The 21,762-nt window shown below is 39.1% G+C and carries 15 protein-coding genes; 11 read left to right on the top strand and 4 right to left on the bottom strand.

All coding sequences use genetic code 11. The annotated features are described in order from the left end of the window. Positions 1-9 precede the first annotated feature (9 nt). Positions 10-639: a uridine kinase gene (udk, locus tag FLM54_RS16670; RefSeq protein WP_008110733.1), complete on the bottom strand. Its 630-nt coding sequence runs from the start codon at positions 637-639 to the stop codon at positions 10-12. Positions 640-831: 192 nt separating this feature from the next. Between udk and FLM54_RS16665 the strand changes: the two genes are divergently transcribed. The 5 genes from FLM54_RS16665 to FLM54_RS16645 all read left to right on the top strand — a co-directional run bounded on the left by FLM54_RS16665 (position 832) and on the right by FLM54_RS16645 (position 5,595). Then, a complete protein-coding gene (locus FLM54_RS16665; protein ID WP_138609256.1) occupies positions 832-2,049 on the top strand; it encodes a phosphopentomutase in 1,218 nt (405 codons plus the stop codon). A 66-nt stretch (positions 2,050-2,115) separates the two neighbouring features. After that, positions 2,116-2,817 (top strand): purine-nucleoside phosphorylase, encoded by a 702-nt coding sequence (gene deoD, locus FLM54_RS16660; RefSeq protein WP_008110728.1) that lies wholly within the window; start codon positions 2,116-2,118, stop codon positions 2,815-2,817. Between the two features lie 912 nt (positions 2,818-3,729). After that, on the top strand, positions 3,730-4,473 hold the full coding sequence (locus tag FLM54_RS16655; protein ID WP_178957020.1) for a ferredoxin--NADP reductase: 744 nt from the start codon (positions 3,730-3,732) through the stop codon (positions 4,471-4,473). Positions 4,474-4,563: 90 nt separating this feature from the next. Further along, a complete protein-coding gene (locus tag FLM54_RS16650) occupies positions 4,564-5,265 on the top strand; it encodes a nuclear transport factor 2 family protein (RefSeq protein ID WP_178957019.1) in 702 nt (233 codons plus the stop codon). A gap of 9 nt (positions 5,266-5,274) precedes the next feature. Next, positions 5,275-5,595, top strand: a complete 321-nt coding sequence (locus FLM54_RS16645) for a hypothetical protein (protein WP_008112665.1) — start codon at positions 5,275-5,277, stop codon at positions 5,593-5,595. On the opposite strand, the gene FLM54_RS16640 is transcribed toward FLM54_RS16645, so the two are convergent. Further along, positions 5,592-6,473 (bottom strand): tetratricopeptide repeat protein, encoded by an 882-nt coding sequence (locus FLM54_RS16640; RefSeq protein WP_138606994.1) that lies wholly within the window; start codon positions 6,471-6,473, stop codon positions 5,592-5,594. The two genes, FLM54_RS16645 and FLM54_RS16640, sit on opposite strands and share 4 nt — an antisense overlap. Positions 6,474-7,110: 637 nt before the next feature. Here FLM54_RS16640 and katG point away from each other — a divergent pair. Next, positions 7,111-9,291 carry a catalase/peroxidase HPI gene (gene katG / locus FLM54_RS16635; protein WP_178957018.1) on the top strand — a complete coding sequence of 727 codons (2,181 nt, stop codon included), beginning with the start codon at positions 7,111-7,113 and terminating at the stop codon, positions 9,289-9,291. Between the two features lie 864 nt (positions 9,292-10,155). Here the strand turns inward: katG and FLM54_RS16630 are convergent. Both FLM54_RS16630 and FLM54_RS16625 read right to left on the bottom strand, forming a co-directional pair. Further along, positions 10,156-11,757 (bottom strand): ABC-F family ATPase, encoded by a 1,602-nt coding sequence (locus FLM54_RS16630; RefSeq protein WP_076923146.1) that lies wholly within the window; start codon positions 11,755-11,757, stop codon positions 10,156-10,158. A gap of 143 nt (positions 11,758-11,900) precedes the next feature. Further along, positions 11,901-12,635, bottom strand: a complete 735-nt coding sequence (locus FLM54_RS16625; RefSeq protein ID WP_178957017.1) for a substrate-binding periplasmic protein — start codon at positions 12,633-12,635, stop codon at positions 11,901-11,903. 427 nt (positions 12,636-13,062) lie between these two features. On the opposite strand from FLM54_RS16625, the gene FLM54_RS16620 reads away from it, so the two are divergent. The 5 genes from FLM54_RS16620 (at position 13,063) to FLM54_RS16600 (ending at position 21,705) form a co-directional block, all read left to right on the top strand. Continuing rightward, on the top strand, positions 13,063-13,662 hold the full coding sequence (locus FLM54_RS16620) for a class I SAM-dependent methyltransferase (protein ID WP_075170353.1): 600 nt from the start codon (positions 13,063-13,065) through the stop codon (positions 13,660-13,662). Further along, positions 13,659-15,248: a S24 family peptidase gene (locus FLM54_RS16615; RefSeq protein ID WP_178957016.1), complete on the top strand. Its 1,590-nt coding sequence runs from the start codon at positions 13,659-13,661 to the stop codon at positions 15,246-15,248. The genes FLM54_RS16620 and FLM54_RS16615 overlap by 4 nt, the downstream gene beginning before the upstream one ends. Positions 15,249-15,788: 540 nt before the next feature. Further along, positions 15,789-16,460, top strand: coding sequence for a hypothetical protein (locus tag FLM54_RS16610; RefSeq protein WP_178957015.1), 672 nt, complete (start codon positions 15,789-15,791; stop codon positions 16,458-16,460). Positions 16,461-16,471: 11 nt separating this feature from the next. Beyond that, a complete protein-coding gene (locus tag FLM54_RS16605) occupies positions 16,472-19,159 on the top strand; it encodes a hypothetical protein (protein ID WP_178957014.1) in 2,688 nt (895 codons plus the stop codon). Between the two features lie 2 nt (positions 19,160-19,161). Continuing rightward, positions 19,162-21,705, top strand: coding sequence for a hypothetical protein (locus tag FLM54_RS16600; protein WP_178957013.1), 2,544 nt, complete (start codon positions 19,162-19,164; stop codon positions 21,703-21,705). The last annotated feature ends 57 nt before the right edge of the window (positions 21,706-21,762 follow it).

Genomic DNA, 21,762 nt, shown 5'->3' with positions numbered 1-21,762 from the left:
TTCCCGTTGTTATTCTTGTAAAATGTATTTTATTTTACTTTTTATAATATCAATCGCAACGCGATTCATACCGCCTCGAGTCACAACTAAATCAGCGTTATGCTTTGAAGGCTCAATAAATTGATAAAACATCGGTCTAACAGTTGCTTGATATTGCTCAACAACAGATTGTAATGTTCTGCCTCTTTGTTCCATGTCGCGCTGCATTCGGCGCATTAAACAAATATCTAGCGGTGTATCTATAAACACCTTAATATCAAATTCTTTATTAAGTGCTTTATCGCTCAGTAATAAAATACCTTCTACAATGAGTATTTTAGCCGAAGCCACACGGCGTGTTTTATCGCTGCGTGTATGTTGGGCATAATCATAAGTTGGTACTTCAACTGAGTGGCCATTACGAAGTTGTGTTAAATGCTCAAGCATTAATTCGTGTTCAAATGCATCAGGATGGTCGTAATTCGTTTGCGTACGATGTGCCATCGGCAAATGCGATTGATCCTTGTAATAAGCATCTTCTTCAATAATGGCGATAGCGCCTGGTTCAAGCTCATTCACCAATTCATTGTATATTGTTTGGCTAAATAGAGATTTGCCGGACGCCGATGCGCCTGCAATAGCTATAATAGTTCGTGTCACTAAAGTTCTCACCCACACAGAAGGATATATTGTTGGTAGATCACAATAGCAAAAAAGACACGATTAATCTCTTTTGCTTCGCTTAAGAGTGCAAATTTATAATGTTTAGGTTTTATGAAACAGGACTTATGTCCTGTACGGAAAAATCGAAGAGCGGATAAAGTAACCACCTAGAACAGATGTGAGGTCACAATGGCAAGAGCAATTATCTTAATGGCGGATAGTTTAGGAATTGGCGCAGCACCCGATGCAGATAAATTCGGTGATGTAGGTGCTAATACATTCGCACATTTACTCAAGGCATATTATGACGAAACTGGCAGCAAGCTTTCGCTTCCTAACCTTTCAAAATTAGGGTTAGTAGATGCATGTGAAGCCGCTGGTAAAGAACCCTGTTTAATTGCTGATCGCAATGAGCCACAAGGCGCATGGGGTTATGCAAAAGAGCTTTCAAGCGGAAAAGATACGCCATCGGGACATTGGGAAATGGCTGGCGTGCCGGTGTTATTTGATTGGGGATATTTCCCAAAAACACAACCGAGTTTCCCACAAGAATTTGTAGACGAGTTTATTGCTCGTACAGGTATTCCGGGCATTTTAGGCAATTGCCATGCATCGGGAACCACCATTTTAGAGCAGCTAGGTGAAGAGCACGTAAAAACAGGTAAACCAATCTGTTACACCTCAGCTGACAGTGTGTTTCAAATAGCCGCGCATGAAGAATCATTCGGCCTAGAGAAGCTTTATCAAGTATGCGAAATCGCACGGGCGCTGCTTGATGAAATGAATATAGGACGAGTGATTGCGCGGCCATTTTTGGGTTCAAATAGTCAAGACTTTGCCAGAACCGGTAATCGTCGTGATTATTCAGTATTACCGCCTTCGCCAACATTGCTTGATGTACTTGCAAAAGACGGTGGCGAAGTCATTAGTATTGGTAAAATTTCAGATATTTATGCGCACCAAGGCATTACCCAAAAGCATAAAGCACCAGGGTTAATGAACTTGCTAGAAAAAACCAGTGAAGTGATGGCAACTGCGCAGGATCACAGTTTAATTTTTACCAATTTAGTTGATTTTGATGAAAAGTTTGGCCATCGCAGAAATCCTGTTGGCTATGCTAAAGCGCTAAAAGAGTTTGATGATTACTTACCAACTATTTTAGAGCAATTAAAGCCAGATGATTTATTAATGATCACCGCCGATCATGGCTGTGACCCTACCTTTCCAGGGTCAGAGCACACTCGTGAGTATGTGCCAGTTATTGCTTATCAGCCAGGAATGAACAACACGCCACTGGGTGAGCGCAATAGCTTTGCTGATATCGGTCAAACACTTGCGCAATGGTTTAACCTAAAAGCGTTAGAGTATGGTGATGGCTTTGTCGATAAGCTAAATACAGTTAAGTAATTTAAAAATACGCTACTATATTTTTAAAGTAATAGGGCTTTTAGCCAAACAAAAGGAAAACAATCAATGAGTACTCCGCATATCAGTGCAAACGTAGGTGATTTTGCCGAAACAGTATTAATGCCAGGCGATCCGCTACGCGCACAATATATTGCTGAAAACTTTTTAGATGATGCAGTGCAAGTAACCGGCGTACGTAACATGTACGGCTTTACTGGAACTTACAAAGGTAAGCCAGTGAGCATTATGGGTTCTGGCATGGGCATTCCTTCAATGTCAATTTATGCTCGTGAGCTTATTGTTAGTTTTGGCGTTAAAAATATTATCCGTATTGGTACCTGTGGTGGTATTGGCAGCGATATTAAAATTCGCGATGTAATCTTTGCACAAGGTGCAAGCACAGATTCTAACGTGAACCGTGCCCGCGTTCGTGGTACTGACTTTGCAGCGATTGCTAACTTTGATTTACTTTTAAACGGCGTTAATGCGGCTAAAGATTTAGGCATTGATGCAAAAGTAGGTAACGTATTTACTACCGATACTTTCTATCAAGCAGACGACACTTTCTACAAAGACCTAGACAAACTAGGTGTACTTGCTGTTGATATGGAAACAGCTGGCCTATACGGCGTAGCAGCAGAATATGGCGCAAAAGCAATGGCATTATTTACCGTAAGCGATCACGTGATCACCGGCGAAGCAACACCTGCAGATGAGCGTCAAACCACGTTCAACGAAATGGTTAAAATTGCCCTAGAGTCAATTTAATTAACTAAATAACCTGAACTTTGGTTAAGAGATTTACTATCCAGAGTTCAGGTTAAATATAACAGTTCCTTGGTAACGTATTCACTAAGTTTTGGAGACACGCCCAAAGTGAAGTGAGACTAAACCCCCAAAGCCGCATTTTATGCGGCTTTTTTTATGCCTGAGATTTTGATGCGAGCTTCGAGCTACGGGCTACGAGCTTTATGTTCCTAGGTTTTAGCACTAGCTCGCAGCTCGTCACTCGAAGCCCGTTGTTTTCTCATTTACTCTCATTCACTTCTCTGTGTTTAAACAAGAAATTAGACTTTAGATGTCAGATTAAAATGCGCGAGGTAAACTTCCGCCTACTGATATGGTTACCTTCTAAATTTACTTTAGGCGGGGCTTTATGCCGTGCAAGGTCATTAATTAAAAAATATTTACCACCGAGAACACTGAGTTTACAGAGAAATGCTTAAAAAATACCAATCCACCTCTGTGTAGCGCAAAGCGCCTCGGAACCCTCTGTGGTGAAAAATTGTTTTTAGCAGTAAGTGCCTTTCGTAGTAGCGATTTTATATCGCGTCAGGTCTAGGATATTAAACACAAATGCGCGAGGTAAACTCCCGCCTACTGATATGGTTAACTTCTAAATTTACTGTAGGCGGAGCTTTATGCCGCGCAAGGTCATTGTTCACAAAGAGGGCAAAGAGACGCTGCGCTGAAAGAGTAGATTAAAGATCTCAGGTTTTAGCACTAGCTCGTTGCTCGATACTCGAAACCCGTAGCCCGAAGCCCGTTGTGTTCCCATTTATTTCCCTGTCAGAATTTATAACTTAATGCTAATGTTTAAGTTATAAAGCTTGCCTTTAAAATGAACAATTTTAAAGTTTTAGCTGATAGCTAAAACACGTCTTAAACTCTGGAGTAACTATGTCTAATTGGATTGATGCGACAGTAAAGTCAGTCAAATGGTGGAATGAATCGTTATTTAGCATAACCGTTCACGCTGATGTAGAGCCGTTTAAAGCAGGACAATTTACAAAGCTTTCTATTATGGACGGTGATAAACGTATAGCTCGCGCCTACTCTTATGTTAACGCCCCTCAAAGTCCTGATTTAGAGTTTTACCTCATTAACGTGGTTGATGGTTTACTATCCTCTCATTTAGCCACTCTCAAACCAGGTGACACCGTATTAATAGAGCGCCGAGCAACTGGTTTTTTTACTCTAGATGAAGTGCCAGCAAGTGAGCAATTGTGGATGCTGAGTACAGGCACAGCAATTGGGCCATTTTTATCAATGCTACAGCAGAGCGAAGTATGGCAAAAATATCAACACATAAATTTAGTGCATGGGGTACGGAAAAATAGCGATTTAAGCTATCAGGAGCTTATTGGCAAACTAAAAAGATTATACACTAGTCAACTCAACTATATTCCGGTTGTTAGCCGTGAGGCGCCTTTACAGGGCTTAGCTGGTAGAATTACCACAGTAATTGAAAACAACGCTTTATATGAGCACGTTGGATTATGCGCCACACCAAATAACGCGCAATTTATGTTGTGTGGTAATCCGCAAATGGTTAAAGACACCACAGAATTATTATTGGCTCAAAACTATAAGCGTAATCGCCGAAAAGAGCCGGGGCATATCACTGTTGAGCAGTATTGGTAGTGAGTTATAACGTTATAATAACTATCTCAGAGGCCTAAAATTTGCTATGTTGCGCTTTAATTGCATTTAGTCTTTGTACTTAGGAAATCCATGAAATCTTTATTTATTATTTGTGCCTGTTTATTGGCCGCTTTCACGTTAAATAGTCATGCTATAGAGCAATCAACACAGCTGGACGAGACTAAACAAACACAGCAAAAAAACGCACCGCAGCAACAAGATGCGCTTGATACATTAAGCCAAGAGGCTAATACACCAAAAAAGCCGGTTGTTGAGAAAGTAAAAGCAGATGACTCTCAAGTACTGGGCAGTGAATCAACAAAGCCCGCACAGCAGCCTAATAGTAAAGCTGATAAAGCACAGGCTGTTGCGCAAGCTGAGCAAGCAGTAACACAAGCAAAAGAAGCACTCACAGCAAGGCAACAAGCCAAAGCAAAACAGTCTCGCGAGTCACTGGCTGTTGTTGAGCAATTAGTAAACGCTTACAACGCGCGTAACATTGAAGAATTTATTCGCATGTATGATGAAGATGTTGAGTTTTATATTTTCCCGAATGAGCTATTATTTAAAGGCAAAGAAAAACTAATAGCGCGTTATGGCATTATGTTTAAAAAACTTAAGTGTCTGCGCTCATCACCAATTAAGCGTATTGTGCATGGTGACATTGTAATAGACCATGAGCTATCAGAAACCTGTTCAACGGATGCGAACGTTATAGATAAACGTTCAGAGCTTATTTCAAGTTATCAGATCAAAGATGGTAAAGTGGTTAGAGTTTTATTTTTTAGGTAATTATTAATTATGCAGCTAAGTGACGAGAAAAAAATTCGCGTAATGTATCGAGTAGAGCCAGGCTGTTTAGGCCCTGATGGCGTAGACCACATTGAAGACTTTTGTCGCTTTGCGAACAAGCACATTAAATCGCCTTATTATGCGCAGTTATTATTTTTACCCCGATACGACAAGCAAAAAGATGAGCGCCAATATAGCGTTAAAAACCGCAATTTATCTCAGGTGCAGGCTAAAGCGTACTTAAATCATTTTGAAATTGACATAGAAGACTTTGAAGAGCAGCTCGACGAGCTGCTCTCTAAATCAATAGATTTATACTTTAAACGCTAGGCTTCATTTGAAACAATAGCATTAAAGCTTTCGTTATCATGTAGGCTGGCAAAAGCACTTTCGTGAAGTAGCTCGTTTCGCAAGTTAGGCGAGTACTCAAGCGACATTTTTATATCAGCTAGAGCATCTGCATGCTCATGGGTTAAAGCATACGCACAGGCTCTTTGCCAATAGGCGTAACCATAATCACTGTCTATATCAATAGCTTGATTACAAAGCTCAATAGCTTGCTCAGTCTCATTTAGCTCTAATAATGCATCCGCTTTGTAGGCAATGGCTTCTACATCTTCTGGTTTACGTTTTAAAATCTCATCGAATATTTCAATTTTATTAGCAATATCACTTTCTAGGTTGGCTCGCATCCATAACGAATGAACTTCGTTGGTGATCGATATACGTTCTTGGTTACTGAGTATTTCTTCAGAGCGAACTCGCAGTTTTTCTTCTAAAATTTTCAAGCGGTCTTCGTACTCGTCAGTAATAACACTAACTCGAGTGTTTACTATATCTTCTACTTTATTTTTTACATCACGTAATGAATTCCAGCCCACCAATACTAAAATAGAAGCGGTGGCGGTGATAATAAAAAATACATTGTTAATCGTGTCGGTTGTGTAAGTTAGCGCCCGATCGGCGGTGTCTAACTGAGCATGAGTGACCTGTTTGGTTAAGTCTTCACGCAGTTTTTGTTGATCTTGGCGTACCGACTTCAATTCGTCGAGAATATAACGCTCAAGTAATGGCTTGTACATCGGTTCTTTTAGCTGTGCTAATTCACGTTGCTGTTGCTCATCCAAGGTTGCAGTGTTTTTATCAGCAGCTTGCACTGCAGATGAAGCACCTATAAAAACAATAAATAGTAAAAAATAAAAACGCATTGATATGCCTAGTTAAAAAATTAATTAATCGCTTCGCTAACTTTAACATGCGCACATCATTGGTACTAGGGTGAGTATAGGGAAGCTGGTATTAACTTGGGTGGCAGTAATTATAGGCAAAAAAAACCAGCCCAAGGTGGGCTGGAAAAAACTACATCAACATCTCAGGGAACAATAGGAGATAGGGCCTAGTGTATGTGTCACTACCTGAATTTTTACTTAACTAAATTCAAATAGTTAAAAATAGGGAAGAAATAAAGGTGCATAAATAATTTATACACCTTTTATAACTATAATTTCATGGCGAAGGGGGGTATTCCACTGTGCACTTAAGATAACCTAAGTCACTTTCAAACCCTTCAGCATACATTACGTGGCTATTTTTAATAACGATCATCTAATTTATAAAAAGTTTTAATATTCATTTGCTGGCAGCATCATCATATTTATAAATGATTGTAATCGTTTTAAAGCATCGCCTTGCTCTAGCGTATCAAAGCAGCTACACGTATATTGAATAAGTAGAGACCATACACGTCATTCATTTAATGGCAATAAAATAACAGCGCTCCCAACTGGTGAATACCAAAAGCAGTAAGCATGGGCGTTTTTATTTATACTTAAAAAGGAGCTCAATATGGATAATCCTAAAGCGGGTAAATGCCCGGTTATGCATGGCAGTAATACCACAACTGAAAACACCAATACAGATTGGTGGCCAAACTCACTGAATTTAGACATTCTTCATCAGCACGATAGTAAAACCAGCCCTTACGATAACGACTTTAATTACGCCGACGCTTTTAATTCATTGGATTTAGAGGCGCTTAAAACCGACCTAAAAAATTTAATGACTCAAAGCCAACCGTGGTGGCCAGCCGATTGGGGGCACTATGGTGGCCTGATGATCCGTATGGCGTGGCATGCTGCGGGCTCGTATCGTTTAGCGGATGGCCGAGGCGGTGGCGGTACGGGTAATCAACGTTTTGCTCCACTTAACTCATGGCCTGATAATGCTAACCTCGACAAAGCTCGCCGTTTGCTGTGGCCAATTAAAAAGAAATACGGCAATAAGCTTTCATGGGCTGATCTGATGATTTTAGCCGGTAATATGGCGTATGAATCAATGGGACTTAAAACCTTTGGCTTTGCTGGCGGACGAGAAGATATTTGGCACCCAGAAAAAGACGTTTACTGGGGCGCAGAAAAAGAATGGCTTGCGCCTAGTGATGAGCGTTATACCCAGGTTGATAAACCCGATACCATGGAAAACCCATTAGCAGCAGTACAAATGGGCTTAATTTATGTAAACCCAGAAGGGGTTAATGGCAAGCCCGATCCGCTTAAAACCGCAGATCAAGTACGCGAAACCTTTGCCCGCATGGCCATGAACGACGAAGAAACCGCAGCACTTACCGTTGGTGGCCACACTGTTGGTAAAACTCACGGTAATGGTAAAGAAGAAAACTTAGGCCCAGAGCCAGAAGCTGCCGACGTACATGAGCAAGGCCTTGGTTGGAATAACCATAAAACCCGTGGCATTGGCCGCGATACCATGACCTCAGGTATTGAGGGCGCATGGACAACCTACCCAACTAAATGGGATAACGGCTATTGTAAATTGTTACTCAATTACGAATGGGAGCTAACAAAAAGCCCTGCCGGTGCTCATCAGTGGGAGCCGGTTAATATTAAAGAAGAAGATAAACCCGTTGATGTGGAAGACTCATCAATTCGTTTAAACCCAATAATGACCGATGCCGACATGGCAATGAAGCTCGACCCCGCATATCGTAAAATTATTGAGCGTTTTAATGACGATTTTGAGTACTTTACTGACGTATTTGCTCGCGCATGGTTTAAGTTAACCCACCGTGATTTAGGGCCAAAATCGCGCTATTTAGGTGCCGATGTACCAAGCGAAGATTTAATCTGGCAAGACCCAATTCCAACGGTTGATTACACCTTAAGCGACGCTGAAATAACCGACTTAAAAGCGAAGCTACTCAATTGTGGATTAAGTGAAACCGACTTAATTAATACCGCATGGGACAGCGCACGTACTTATAGAGGCTCCGATCACCGTGGTGGTGCTAATGGCGCCCGTATTCGCCTAGCTCCGCAAAATAACTGGCAAGGTAACGAGCCTGCGCGTTTAGCCAAGGTACTTAGCGCACTTGAAACACTGCAATCGAGTTTAATTAAGCCTGTTAGTATGGCTGATTTAATCGTACTTGGCGGCACCGCTGCAGTAGAGCAAGCTGCTAAAAAGGCCGGAGTTGATGTAACCATACCATTTACCCCAGGGCGTGGCGATGCAACTGATGATATGACCGACGCAGAGTCATTTGAGCCATTAGAGCCAATTCATGATGGCTTTAGAAACTGGTTGAAAAAAGACTACGCTGTATCCGCCGAGGAGCTATTACTGGAGCGCAGCCAATTAATGGGCTTAACCGCGCCAGAAATGAGCGTGTTACTAGCTGGTATGCGCGTACTGGGCACTAACTATGGCAATAGTGAGCATGGCGTATTTACCGACAACGTAGGCGTACTGAGTAACGACTTCTTTGTTAATTTAACCGACATGAACAACCGCTGGGAACCTGCAAGTAAAGGCGAGTACAACATAGTTGACCGTGCAAGCGGTAAAACTAAATACACGGCTACGCGGGTTGATTTAGTGTTTGGTTCAAACTCAATCCTACGTGCATTAGCAGAGTTTTATGCTCAAGACGATAACAAAACCCGTTTTGTACACGACTTTATAAATGCATGGGTAAAAGTAATGAACGCCGATAGGTTTGATATTAAATAAACCTTTTTAATATTTAAAAAGGAGCAGTAATGCTCCTTTTTTTTATTATTTGAAAGTTACGAGCTGCGGGCAACGGGCAACGGGCAACGGGCTGCGAGGCGCGAGGCGCGAGCTAGTGCTAAAATCTGAAACCTTTATCCTTTAACCTACTCTTTCAGCGCAGCGCCTCATAGCCCTCTTTGTGCATAATTCACTAAAAGCTATTTGAACACAGAGAAGCGAATGAGAGTAAATGAGAAGACAACGGGCAACGGGCTGCGAGACGCGGGCAAAATGCAGCGCCTCATAACCTTCAGTGGTAAATAAATCACTTAAAAGTTATTTGCACAAAGAGCAAAGAATGAGTGCAAATGAGCAAAAAAACACAGCCTTTCTTTGCCTGTCTCTTATACACATCTCCGAGCCCACGAGACGCGTAGTAATCTCGTATGCCGTCTTCTGAACCATGGAACCCCGAACCCCGAACCCCGAACCCCGAACTGAACCCCGAACCCTGAACCCCAGAACCCCGAACCCGAACCCCGAACCCCTGAACCCCGACTGAACCCCGAACCGACCCCAGACCCCGAACCGACGAACCCCGAACCCGAACTGAACCCCGAACCCCAGAACCCCGAACCCCGAACCGAACCCCGAACCCGAACCCCGAACCCGAACCCCGACGAACCCCGAACCCCAGACCCCGACCCCGAACCCCGAACCCTGAACCCCGAACCCCGACCCGAACCCCGAACCCCGAACCCCGAACCCCGAACCCCGAACCCCGAACCCCGAACCCCGAACCCCGAAATACAGACACAAAAAAACGGCGCTTAAACAAGCACCGCTTTTAAAATGGTTTAGGCTATTTCTTTAACCTAGCTCTTAAGCTACTTTGTTTTCTTCGCAGCTTGCCAGGTATTCGTCAAACGTACCTTGAAAGTCAATCACTTGCTTGTCTTTAATATCAACAATACGCGTTGCTAGTGACGATACAAACTCACGGTCGTGGCTTACAAAAATAAGCGTGCCTTTAAAATCTTTTAGCGCATTGTTAAGCGCTTCAATGGCTTCCATATCCATGTGGTTTGTTGGTTCATCCATTATTAGTACGTTAACGTCTTGCATCATTAACTTACCGAATAACAGACGGTTTTTCTCACCACCTGAACAGTTACGCGCTTTTTTATTTGAATCGTCTGCGGTAAATAATAAACGCCCTAACATGCCACGAACCATTAAATCGTTGTGTTTAGCAGTGCGCCACTGCGACATCCAATCAAATAAAGTTAAGTCGTTATCAAAGTCTTTGCTGCTGTCTTGTGGGCAGTAACCAAAGGTCGCGTTTTCTGACCATTTAACTTCACCGTGTAAACTTTCAAGCTCGTTAACTAAACAACGTAAAAAGGTGGTTTTACCCACACCGTTTTCGCCGATAACCGCAAGCTTTGCACCCGCTTCAAGCAATAAGTCGCCGCCGGTAAATAACGTTTCACCGTCAAACCCATGGCCAAGTTTGGTTAGCTCAAGCGCTTGGCGATACATTTTTTTGCCTTCGTCAAAGCTCAGTGACGGGCTCATACGGCTTGATGCTTTAACTTCATCAAGCTTAATTTTGTCCATTTTTTTAGCGCGCGAGCTGGCTTGTTTTGCTTTAGAGGCATTAGCACCAAAACGGTTAACAAAGTCTTGCAGCTCGTCTATTTCAGCGCTTTTTTTCGCGTTTTCAGCTAATAACTGTTCGCGTTGCAAGCCCGAGGCTTCAAGGTACTTTTCGTAATTACCTGGGTAAATACGCAGCTCGCCGTAATCAATATCGGCCATGTGCGTACATACCGAGTTTAAAAAGTGACGGTCATGGGAAATAATAATCATGGTACATTTACGTTGGTTAAGCTCATTCGCAAGCCACGTAATAGTATGAATGTCCAAGTTATTGGTTGGCTCATCTAGTAGCAAAATGTCAGGATTAGCAAATAGTGCCTGTGCTAACAGCACACGCAATTTCCAACCAGGGGCTACGTTCGCCATTAAACCATAATGAAATTCTTTATCGATACCTGCATCAAGTAGTATTTCTTCTGCGCGGCTTTCTGCGGTGTAACCGTCCATTTCAGCAAAGATGCTTTCAAGCTCGGCCACTTTCATGCCGTCTTCTTCGCTCATTTCAGGCAACGAGTAGATACGGTCGCGCTCTTGTTTTACTTTCCAAAGCTCAACGTCGCCCATAATTACCGCGTCAACTACGCTGTATTGTTCAAACGCAAACTGATCTTGGCTTAGGTTACCTAATTTTAGCCCTGGCGTAATAGACACATTACCTGCACTAGGCGTAAGCGCACCGCTTAAAATTTTCATAAATGTCGACTTGCCGCAGCCGTTAGCGCCAATTAAACCGTAACGGTTACCGTTACCAAATTTAGCTGAAATGTTTTCAAACAACGGCTCTGCGCCAAACTGCATCGTAATATTTGCGGTGGAGATCAAAAAAAGTAATCCTAGAAAATTAATGGCAGGGTTAAGCTGCAGCAAGGTGCCGCATAAATAAACAAGCGATAGAGTAAATAATAGGCCGCGAATTATACAGATCCACGCCCAAAGATGAAAGGTAAAAGAATAAAGCTTAAAAGCTATAACCGCTGATAAATAGCGTGTATGTTGCTTTTATTTTGCTTAATTAACTCATTTATAGTTTGTAACTCGACTTGGTTAATGGTTTTTTTACTCAACATTAAATGAATCGAACTCTTATTAATGGCCGCCATATTAGGAACAGGCTTAACGCTTGGATGTTGGTTTATAAAATATTGTGCAGCTACTTCGTCTTCTATTGCATAATCAACCCTGTTTTTACTAAGCATAGCAAAGCGTTTGTCGGCTGTGGGCATCATAATAACGTGAGCAGGATGATTTTGTTTAAACTGCGCAAATGCTGCGCCATAATAACTACCGCGACCAATAGCGAGCGTTAAATCTCTATAAAAAATATCGCTTAGGTTATTTATATCAGGAGAGTCGCTATATTTATAAAGGCGCATTATTTCATCGCGATAAGTATCGCTAAAATAGGCATAACTTTGTCTATCAGGGGTTATGCTGGCTGCAAAAACAATATCAATACGGCCTTCTTTTAACTCTTCAAAAGCACGAGCAGAAGTAGGCAGCAACATAAACTTTAAACAAAAAGGTGAGCTGTTAAAAATCGTATTTACCACATCAATCTCAACGCCGGTTAAATTGTTATTAACTGCCACCACATAAGGCGGCCAGTTGCGTTCATTAGTACCCACTTTAAGTGTTTTGGCACAGGCAAATACCTTAAAACTACCAATTATTAGTAATACAACAAAAGCGAGTCTTAGCATTTTATTACTCTAAAGAATGACTACAACTAAGTATACACTAGCTGGCAGATTTATCCCGCTTGTAATAAATAAAGAGCGCGCAGTGCAGGTAGCCCAGTAAAAACAAATGCGGGGACTTAAGGGGTCGACACTAACTTAACGCTTGATAGCTTATAACGGCTTGAATAAGCGTTTATTCAAGCCGTTAGATTGCAGGGTAAATAACAATCATGTTTCATATAACTTTAATATTTTCAAAGATGTAGAGTTAATAGGTAAAAGTGTAAACAATATGAGTTTAGTGCAGTTAAACAATGCTTTTTTGTAATGAAAACATACTACTTAGGGCGTAATATTGCTCTTATCTCTGTATTTATTAATTATGATCCTGTAGATTAGTTATAAATGAATGCCAGATTAATAAATAAACCAAGGAGCGGTGAGTTTAGTGCCTACTACAACACTCAATTACTATAATCAACATGCACAAACTTTTAGCGACTCAACGCTCAATGTTGATATGTCGGCGCTTTACGCTGAGTTTTTACCGCTTATCCCTAAACATGGCCATATTTTAGATGCTGGCTGTGGCAGTGCCCGCGACGCCATGTATTTTAAACAGCAAGGTTTTACTGTTAGCGCGTTTGATGCAAGCGAAAATATTGCAAAGTTAGCCAGTAATTATTTACAACAAACTGTAGAGGTTAAAAACTTTCAGCAGCTTAGTTGTACAAATATGTACGACGGCGTTTGGTGTTGCGCCAGTTTATTGCATGTGCCAAAAGTAGAGTTACCGCAGGTGTTTTTAAAGCTGCAAAATGCCCTAAAACCAAACGGTGTTTTGTATGTGTCGTTTAAATACGGCACGCAAGAGCGCGTGAATAACGGCCGCGAATTTACCGATTTAAATGAAGATGGCCTAACCGCGCTAATTACCCAGCACACCGAGCTTAAAATACTAAAACAATGGCAAACGGTTGACCAACGCCCAGAGCGCGAAAGCGAAGTATGGCTAAATGCCCTAATTAAAGCAGTGCCGGTTTTATGATTGGCGCAATGCAGCAACAACTCGACTTTATTGCCTATATTCAGCGCATGCTGGTTGAGGGAGAGTTCACCGCAACGTATAAATATGCACTATTACATGCTATTGCTGATATCTGCGTAGAACAGCAAAATGAAGATCAGAGTGCGCCAATGGAAATAAAAATCGACACGTTAGTCGATAAATTTATTCAACTTTATTGGAACCACTCAATGCCTTACGCTGCGCACTCTACCGATATTATTACTAATACTGAAGATATGCTGTTAAAGCAAAATAGCCAAGGACAGGCAAAGTTCATCACCGAAATTTACAAACTACAAAATGCAGGTGTGAAAAGTTACAACGCATTCAAAAACTACCAACAATATAACCAAGTAATTAGTTCTCTTAGGCGAACATTTATCGATGGCCCTCTTTGGCGCTTACAGTTACTTTCGGGTAAAGAAGAATGTTTTTTATATCCCCATATACTTTTAGGTAAAGGCAGAGAGCCCAAGCGAATTGTTTTAAATGCTGGTATAGCTCAGTGTTTTAGGCGTTTTTACGATTTGGTTGTGCATCTTAGTGTTACTGAATGGATAGAAAAAGTACAAACTATAAAAGCGAATCAAACACTATTAGGATCGCAAAGCCAGCTACAAGAGTTCTTGTTTGGCAGTAACAGAACTGCGTTAAAAGTGGTAACTCCACTATTGATAGATATTCAAAACGGGCTTTGCTTTTACTGCCAAAAGCCAATGAATCTAAAAAACGAAAAAGAAACTAAAAAAACGCCAGAGATCGATCACTTTATTCCTTTTAAGCGCTATCCAAACGACTTAGCACATAACTTTGTTGCTGCGCATGCTGATTGTAATAACAATAAGCGAGACCACCTCGCAGCTTTTGCTCACCGCGACCGCTGGCTAGAACAAAATCTTGATATTCATAAGGCCGAAATAACTAATAAACTGCAACCTTACTTTTATTGCGATGCTGATAAATCGCTTGCAGTAAGCAATTGGGCGTATCAGGTAGCCGAATCAAGCAGTGCTAAATTATGGCTTGGCAAAAACAGTTTCGAACAAGCAAAACCAACTGCTGAGTTGTTTACGTTTCCAAACGCATCACAACCTGAGTTAAATCAAACTGCTAAGCCCGAAGTTAGCTTAAAATCAATAGATAATGCATTAAAGCTGCCGTATTTCCCCAATATAAAAATAGCCTGTGGGCATTTTAAAACAGGGGATGAAAGCGACATGGAATTGATGGACGCGCCATTTGGCGCGGGGAAGCTCGACCCGCAAGTACATTTTTTAGCACACGCATCGGGTAACTCAATGAATGGCGGTAAACATCCAATACTTGATGGTGATTTATTGCTACTTGAGCTTATAACGTCCGATAGAGCCGGATCGCTACGCGGCCAAATAGTGGCAATAGAGCGAGATGATATAGGCGGGGAAGGGCAGTATTTACTGCGCAAAGTTAATAAATTACCTAATGGGCAATATGAGCTAATTGCTCAAAACCCCGATTACGAAGTAATGATTGCTGATGAAAGCATGCGAACCTTCGCGCGGTTTAAACAAGTGGTTGCAGAGTAGTTTGTAGTCGCGCTTTAGCTTGTAGGCGCAGAGCTTGCTCGCGCGAAAAGCGAAGCTTTTAAATTTTTAGGTCCTGCCGTAGGCGGGAGTTTACCTCGCGCTTTTAAATTGTAGGTCGTACTTTAGAGCGTCAATGTGATTGATAATATTAGGAATTGTGAAGGGATTTAATAACCTCTATTCGAGGTTTTATCGCGTTGGCGATGGCAACCAAAGGGCGGCTGCCGCCGACCGCCCTTTGGAATCCCACGGCGCCCCGAGGATCACACTGTGTCCTCAAATTAAAAATTGATGTGAACGTAATCGCCGTGTATTCGCCGTCCATGGCGAAGTCACGGCTTAACTTGCATCCATGCAAGTGATTACTCATCAATTGATAACTTTCGGGTGTGATCACGGGGAGTTGGAGTGAGTTGGTAGATTGGTGAACATGATTATATATGAGAGTTGTCTACATGCTATACATAGTTCATTTGAATAAATGATTGATGCAATATTTACTACAGAAATTTTCTTTTAATATAAATAATGAGAATGAAAATGACAAAAGAATCTTTACTTAAAGAAATTAAATCTCTAAAAAGTGATTTTGAAGAAAACAGAAAAAAAGCCAAACCTAATCATCTTATAGCGCGAAGGCTTGGAAGCTTTTCCTTATTTCTTTTTATAGCAAGTACCTTAATCGCTATAAACCTTAAATTAACAGGTATTAACTTAAACTTAAAATTCGACCCTTTTAATTACTTATGGCTATTATTAATGCCTTTGATTCTCGTGCTTTACTACTATTTTTTTATACACTTGATGAAAAGTGAGGGCGAAAAAAAACTATTGTTTGGTTTAAGGCTCTTTAATTTCTTTATTTTTGTCTTTTATGTTTTTGCTCTGGTTGTGTTTAAAACGGCTGATATCATTTTATTACTTTCTGGTGGTTTTTTGCTAAGTTATTTTATTTGTTACTTATCAAATAAACAGTATGGATATACTCGCAGCTGGTCTAGAAGTGAAAAGTATTACTTTTTACTTCAATCTCTTGAATGGGAAGTTAGCCAAGTAGATGAAGAAAAAAAATATCTAAAAGATATTAAGCTAGACGAATTGACTTCTAAATTTACTAAAATTATAGAGTTGCAGCTAAATGAACGTCAACGCGACATCATTGGTGATTACTTATCTGCTAATGAATTATTACTTAATTGGACAAAAAAATAAAAAGGGAAATTATGATTGATTCAATAAGAAAAAGAGAAAAAATGCCAATAGTATTAGATTTAAACAAAGTAGATTTTGAAAGAAATATTCAAGAAGGTGAAATATGGCAACAGGATGCAGTATTTGAATTTAATCAGCGATTAGCAAAAACAATAAAACAAGCAAAAAAGCATAAGGATAATGAAGGTAATAACCCTACAATTATTCATGATGCAATATTCATTGGTGGTGCAAGAGGAACAGGAAAAACAGTTTTTTTACAAAATATAAAAGGCTTTTGGAAAAAGTATAAAGATGAAAATGATTTGGATGTGAAAGCACATTTTTGCGACTCTATTGATCCAACCCTTTTAGTAGATCATGATAATTTTGCTAATGTCATAATTGCACATTTATATAATGAAGTGGAAACGTATTTAGAATCAAAACAATGTAATACTGTTAATCAGGATTCATTTTATCAATCCTTAAGAATCGTATCAAAATCACTAGGAAAACAGGAAAATTTAGAAGATGGTTTGAGTGGTTTGGATCGCGTAATCAAATACCGTAGTGGAATACAGTTAGTTAAACATTTTGATAGTTATATTAATGAATGCAGAAAAATATTAGACGTTGATGCAATTGTTCTACCTATAGATGATATTGATATGGCATTAGCCCGTGCATATGATGTTTTAGATATTGTGCGCCGATTATTAGGTTGTCCTAAAATAATTCCTATAATTACAGGTGATCTAGAGTTATATGAACCAATAATAGAAAATCGATTCACAAAAGACGAAGGTGACAAATCAAACGAAATAATTGGAAGTCAAAAAGCTGAACAGTTAACGCAAGAGTATCTAAAAAAAGTAATACCCCACCATAATCGAATCAGCTTAGAACCAATAGATAGACTTTTACCTGGTATGATTATTTATGATTTTGGCGATACAGAAAAGCGTGAACCATTAAGTTATAAAGACTATATGACTAAATTTATTTCTTGCTTATTTGGTCCATTGAATAGTGAAGAAAAAAGCTGTGATTGGCCAAAGCCTGATTCAGCTCGTGAAGTTACCCAATTAGTTCGAGATTTTTCTCCTAGTGAACTAACAAAAGAAAACCGCGCTGAATTATGGCAACGCTATATTGTGTGGGCAAGATTAAAGCAAAATAGTGTAGCTTATTCAAATGCAGTTACAGCACTGCAAATAGAAAACTCCAAGGTAAAAGAAGCTAATGATTATATAACTTTAAATAAATTACATTCATTTAATCCAATATTACAAATGAACGACTTGACACCTAAATGGCAAGGCAAGCTATTTTTTGGAGAACAAGTTTCAGATAAATTGAATGCAGATAATGAACTTGTAAAAAGAATGAGTCAGCATTTTGAAGAGTTCAAAAATAAAAAGGTATATAGGAGCATGCCTATAATTGAACATTTTTACGGAAAGTTTAAATTAACCAGTGAATCAATAACTGACGAAAATATACAAGAAACGACTTCTAAAGGTAAAGAGCAAGATTCGCGAAATGATAAACGTATGCTCCTAGATATTTTTACATATAACAACTACTACGATTTAACTTTAAAAACACAAAGGCAAATATTTTTTAGTCGAGCTTATGAACTATTGGCTATTTCATTACTTAATTTCGATTTCAAACTCGAAGTTGAGAATAAAGATTACTTAGATAAAAGATTACATCATTGGGAATCAATTTTAAAAGACTTATTTAGTAGAACGCCATTTTATACAGTTCCCGCTTTATTTCCGACTAAAGCATTTAATATTGGTCCAGAAGAAGAGCTGACTGATGAAGAGGAAATTAAATTAGTATCAAATATTACAATCAGAGAACTTTCATCTGATATAGCTACATGGGAGGTCAAATACTTATCTAATTTAAAATATTATAAAAATGATTCTTTGATGCCTATTATATATTCGGTTTTTAATAAGTCATTTACCCAGTTACGTTTATTGAAAGATAGAATTCAAAAAAGCGCCTCAAATGATTATAAAAATGAAACCCTGACTGATTTAGCTTTAAGGTTCAAGTACATCGTAATTAATGCATTTGCGACCTTTATGAAGCCAAGCCCTGTTGTATTACAAAATGTAGCTTTCACAAGTAATTTAAATTTAATCCGAAATTTTGGAGAGCACCGTCGTTACTCACCACCTTTAAGAGATAACGTAGGGTATTTTTTCAACTTTACAGATTCCAAAGATAATAAACCATTCAGTGAAATAAAAGATGATTTAGGAGGTGATATTGAACACAAAGCCCTTCTACTACAAGCTATTGCAAATCATCCTATCTTCCAATTACTGGAGAATGAAGAACTTAAAAATGGTGCTTTTCAATTATTAATTAAAAAAAATAATCGTAGTAATGATATAACCGAATCAGACTTGGAAGAAACAAAAATATCAGAGTTAAATATCAAGCCAATTCCATTAGAGGATTTCAAATTCTTACAAGAAAAGTTACTAAAGAAACAAAACCTAGATAGTAGTGATCATAGCTTGATGTTTGGGGTAAGCGAAGAGGATATAGCTGCTTGGGATGAAAATTCTAAAGAGAAGAATAAGCAACTTGTGATCGCTAGGGCTAAACTAATATGTACACTACTCAAAATCAAATATAATGGAAGAATTGAAAAGGTAAAATTCTACATTGACAATTTGAAGAGTATATAAAAATGCTATTACTCGATCTTGAATGGTTGGCACCCGTCACGCGGCTTCGTTCAGATAGATGGCTTGAATTTTATGTACAATGCGGAGATGGCAAGCTCACTTTAAATAGAGAGAGAGCTGCTAATGAAGCTGCTGATTTAGCGTTATTTGATCACCAATTTTACTTAGAAAACATGCACCGACGTGATGATAATAAAGCTATAAATAATATCTGGGGGAGTGGCTATCAGGCAAGCTCAGTATTAAAGCAATTACAGGCAATGCAACAAAAGTTACTCGTTTGGCAAGGTTCAAACTTTACTGTTAATGAAAACAATTTAAAGCATTGGTCTGCTATTTTATCAAAAATAGATCCTGTTTGGCTTATAGCAATAGGTTACAGCGATAAACTAAAACAAAATTTACTACACGTAGATAACGTAAGTGAATTAATAGACGAACAATGCTTTTCTGCATTCCCTAAAGGGTTTAGTCAAAAGAAATATGCAGATAATCATGTACATTTAGGCGGGAACGGTAATTATACTCCAGCTCTAGCTGAAGTATCTTTATTTTTAAAAAGCAAACCTAAATCATTTTATGACAACAGCACATCGACTCCGAAACTACCCGAGTTTACCAAATATTCAAGTGGTGAGCGTAATATTAACGAGTTACCAGTTCTTATAAAGTTGTTGTTCAACGATTTAATAGCAGCACTGAGTAAGGGTAACAGCAAATGTAATAAAGTAGATTGGCAACGTCCTCAGTTTTGGACAATTCCTGATGAAAGTATTGGAGATCTACTAACTACAGACTCTAAAAATAATAACGTAACTAAGCTACTTAATGCTGCCATTAATTGTAATAGACAAGACTCAAATAAGATGTGGTTATTAATAGCTATAGCGTTAGTGCATCATGGGGATGTTGGCGCAAGCTGCGACCTTTGGTTATATAAACTGAGTGCTTACATAACGGGAAATAATATTTTACGCTCTATGATGATTAGTTCTGGTGTGGGTCTAACAAGTTTTATTGAGCACTTCTCTTTTAAACCGAGACAGAGCCATGGTCAAGTCATAGCATATGGTAAACATAGTTATGAAAGTGACTCAGATAAAAATACGTTGCGTGAATTTAAAATATCAGAGCAAACAGTTACAGCAAGGCAGTTAACTAAGTTTGGTTTTGATTTTATAGAAAAGAATCAGTTTAAAAATAAGCAATTTACCTTTCATTTTAGTCGTTCGTTTAAACAAAACTATCATGCCAAAGAAAACCTTCAAATATATGATAAGCGTTATACAACAAAGCGATTAGAACTATTAAAATCGTTACGTAGGCTGCAAAAAGTCTTTACATCTTCAACATTACAAAAATATGAGTATGAAAAGCTAGGTAATTCGAAAGTGCAAAGTTTAAATTTATGCGCGCTGATTCGAGGAATTGATGTTTCAGGTAATGAAAATCATTTTCCAATTGAGGTTTTTGCCCCCTCGATACGAGTGTTAAGAAAGAACGCTTATCGACCAGATAATAAACATTTTGTCCCTCAAAGAAAACTGCATTTAAGTATTCATGCCGGAGAAGATTTCAGCCATTTATTGACTGGTTTAAGAACCATTGATGAAACAATAGAGTTTTGTGATTACGAATCTAGTGACAGAGTAGGCCATGCTCTAGCATTAGGAATTGACGTTAAAAAGTGGGCTTCTCGCCAGCAGCGTTCATACGTCCCTTTGAGTTCACATTTAGATAATTTAGTGTGGGCATATAATCATGCTATTGAGGTTACGAAAAAAGCCCCACGGTTTAATGTAATGTTAGCTGTTTTTGAGAGGAAAATATCAAAGTGGAGTCATAAATTATTTGATGAGGATAGATCTAAATATACCTTGTTTGAAGCTTGGCGTTTAAGACGAAATTGCCCAGAATATTTTGATACAGAGCTAAATAATAGTAGTGAAGAGGCTGCGGCTTGGTTACCTGATTTTAAATCGAAAAGAATTAATATGAATTCAGAGGCTATTAAGTATTGGAAAGAATATACTGATAATGGAATTAAAAAAATAAATGCGGCTGAAAAAATTGTTAGTGTTTATTTTGGAGGCGACCATGCTCCCTTTATAAATGATAAGTATAGTGAGGTTGTCGATGACTTTGAACTTGATTTTTATGAAGCTCTTCAAGATTATTTGATCGAGAAATATAGCAAAAAAGGTGTCGTTATTGAGGCTTGTCCAACATCTAACATTTATATTGGTCGGTTTAAGTGCTATTCAGAGCACCCTGTCTATCGATGGTATCCTGTAGATAGTAGTTTACTTAATACAGGCGAAAAATTTAATCGTTTTGGTATTCGCACCGGACCTATTACTGTTTGTGTGAACACTGATGATGCTGGGCTTATGCCTTCTACAATTGAAAATGAGCATCGTATTTTAAAAGAGATAGCTATAAGTCATTTTAATATCGGTAATGAAATGGCCGAATGTTGGATTGAAAGGTTACGCAAAATTGGTATAGATATTTTTAAATCAAACCATATTGACTGTAGGGATTAGATTCTTGAACTATTTAACTTAATTTAGAACATTAAAAGTTAATATATGGAACTAATA

This window comes from Pseudoalteromonas sp. Scap25 (genome assembly GCF_013394125.1).
Classification (GTDB): domain Bacteria; phylum Pseudomonadota; class Gammaproteobacteria; order Enterobacterales; family Alteromonadaceae; genus Pseudoalteromonas.
The sequence above is the reverse complement of the archived record's forward strand: the minus strand, read 5'-3'. Positions and strand labels throughout refer to the sequence as shown.

What these genes read in the sequence shown, in the direction of transcription:
- FLM54_RS16625 (WP_178957017.1), bottom strand. Translation starts at nt 12,635, where the DNA reads ATGCTAAGACTCGCTTTTGTTGTATTACTAATAATTGGTAGTTTTAAG.
- FLM54_RS16605 (WP_178957014.1), top strand. Translation starts at nt 16,472, where the DNA reads ATGATTGATTCAATAAGAAAAAGAGAAAAAATGCCAATAGTATTAGAT.
- katG (WP_178957018.1), top strand. Translation starts at nt 7,111, where the DNA reads ATGGATAATCCTAAAGCGGGTAAATGCCCGGTTATGCATGGCAGTAAT.
- FLM54_RS16655 (WP_178957020.1), top strand. Translation starts at nt 3,730, where the DNA reads ATGTCTAATTGGATTGATGCGACAGTAAAGTCAGTCAAATGGTGGAAT.
- FLM54_RS16640 (WP_138606994.1), bottom strand. Translation starts at nt 6,473, where the DNA reads ATGCGTTTTTATTTTTTACTATTTATTGTTTTTATAGGTGCTTCATCT.
- FLM54_RS16650 (WP_178957019.1), top strand. Translation starts at nt 4,564, where the DNA reads ATGAAATCTTTATTTATTATTTGTGCCTGTTTATTGGCCGCTTTCACG.
- FLM54_RS16615 (WP_178957016.1), top strand. Translation starts at nt 13,659, where the DNA reads ATGATTGGCGCAATGCAGCAACAACTCGACTTTATTGCCTATATTCAG.
- FLM54_RS16665 (WP_138609256.1), top strand. Translation starts at nt 832, where the DNA reads ATGGCAAGAGCAATTATCTTAATGGCGGATAGTTTAGGAATTGGCGCA.
- FLM54_RS16645 (WP_008112665.1), top strand. Translation starts at nt 5,275, where the DNA reads ATGCAGCTAAGTGACGAGAAAAAAATTCGCGTAATGTATCGAGTAGAG.
- deoD (WP_008110728.1), top strand. Translation starts at nt 2,116, where the DNA reads ATGAGTACTCCGCATATCAGTGCAAACGTAGGTGATTTTGCCGAAACA.
- FLM54_RS16610 (WP_178957015.1), top strand. Translation starts at nt 15,789, where the DNA reads ATGACAAAAGAATCTTTACTTAAAGAAATTAAATCTCTAAAAAGTGAT.
- FLM54_RS16600 (WP_178957013.1), top strand. Translation starts at nt 19,162, where the DNA reads ATGCTATTACTCGATCTTGAATGGTTGGCACCCGTCACGCGGCTTCGT.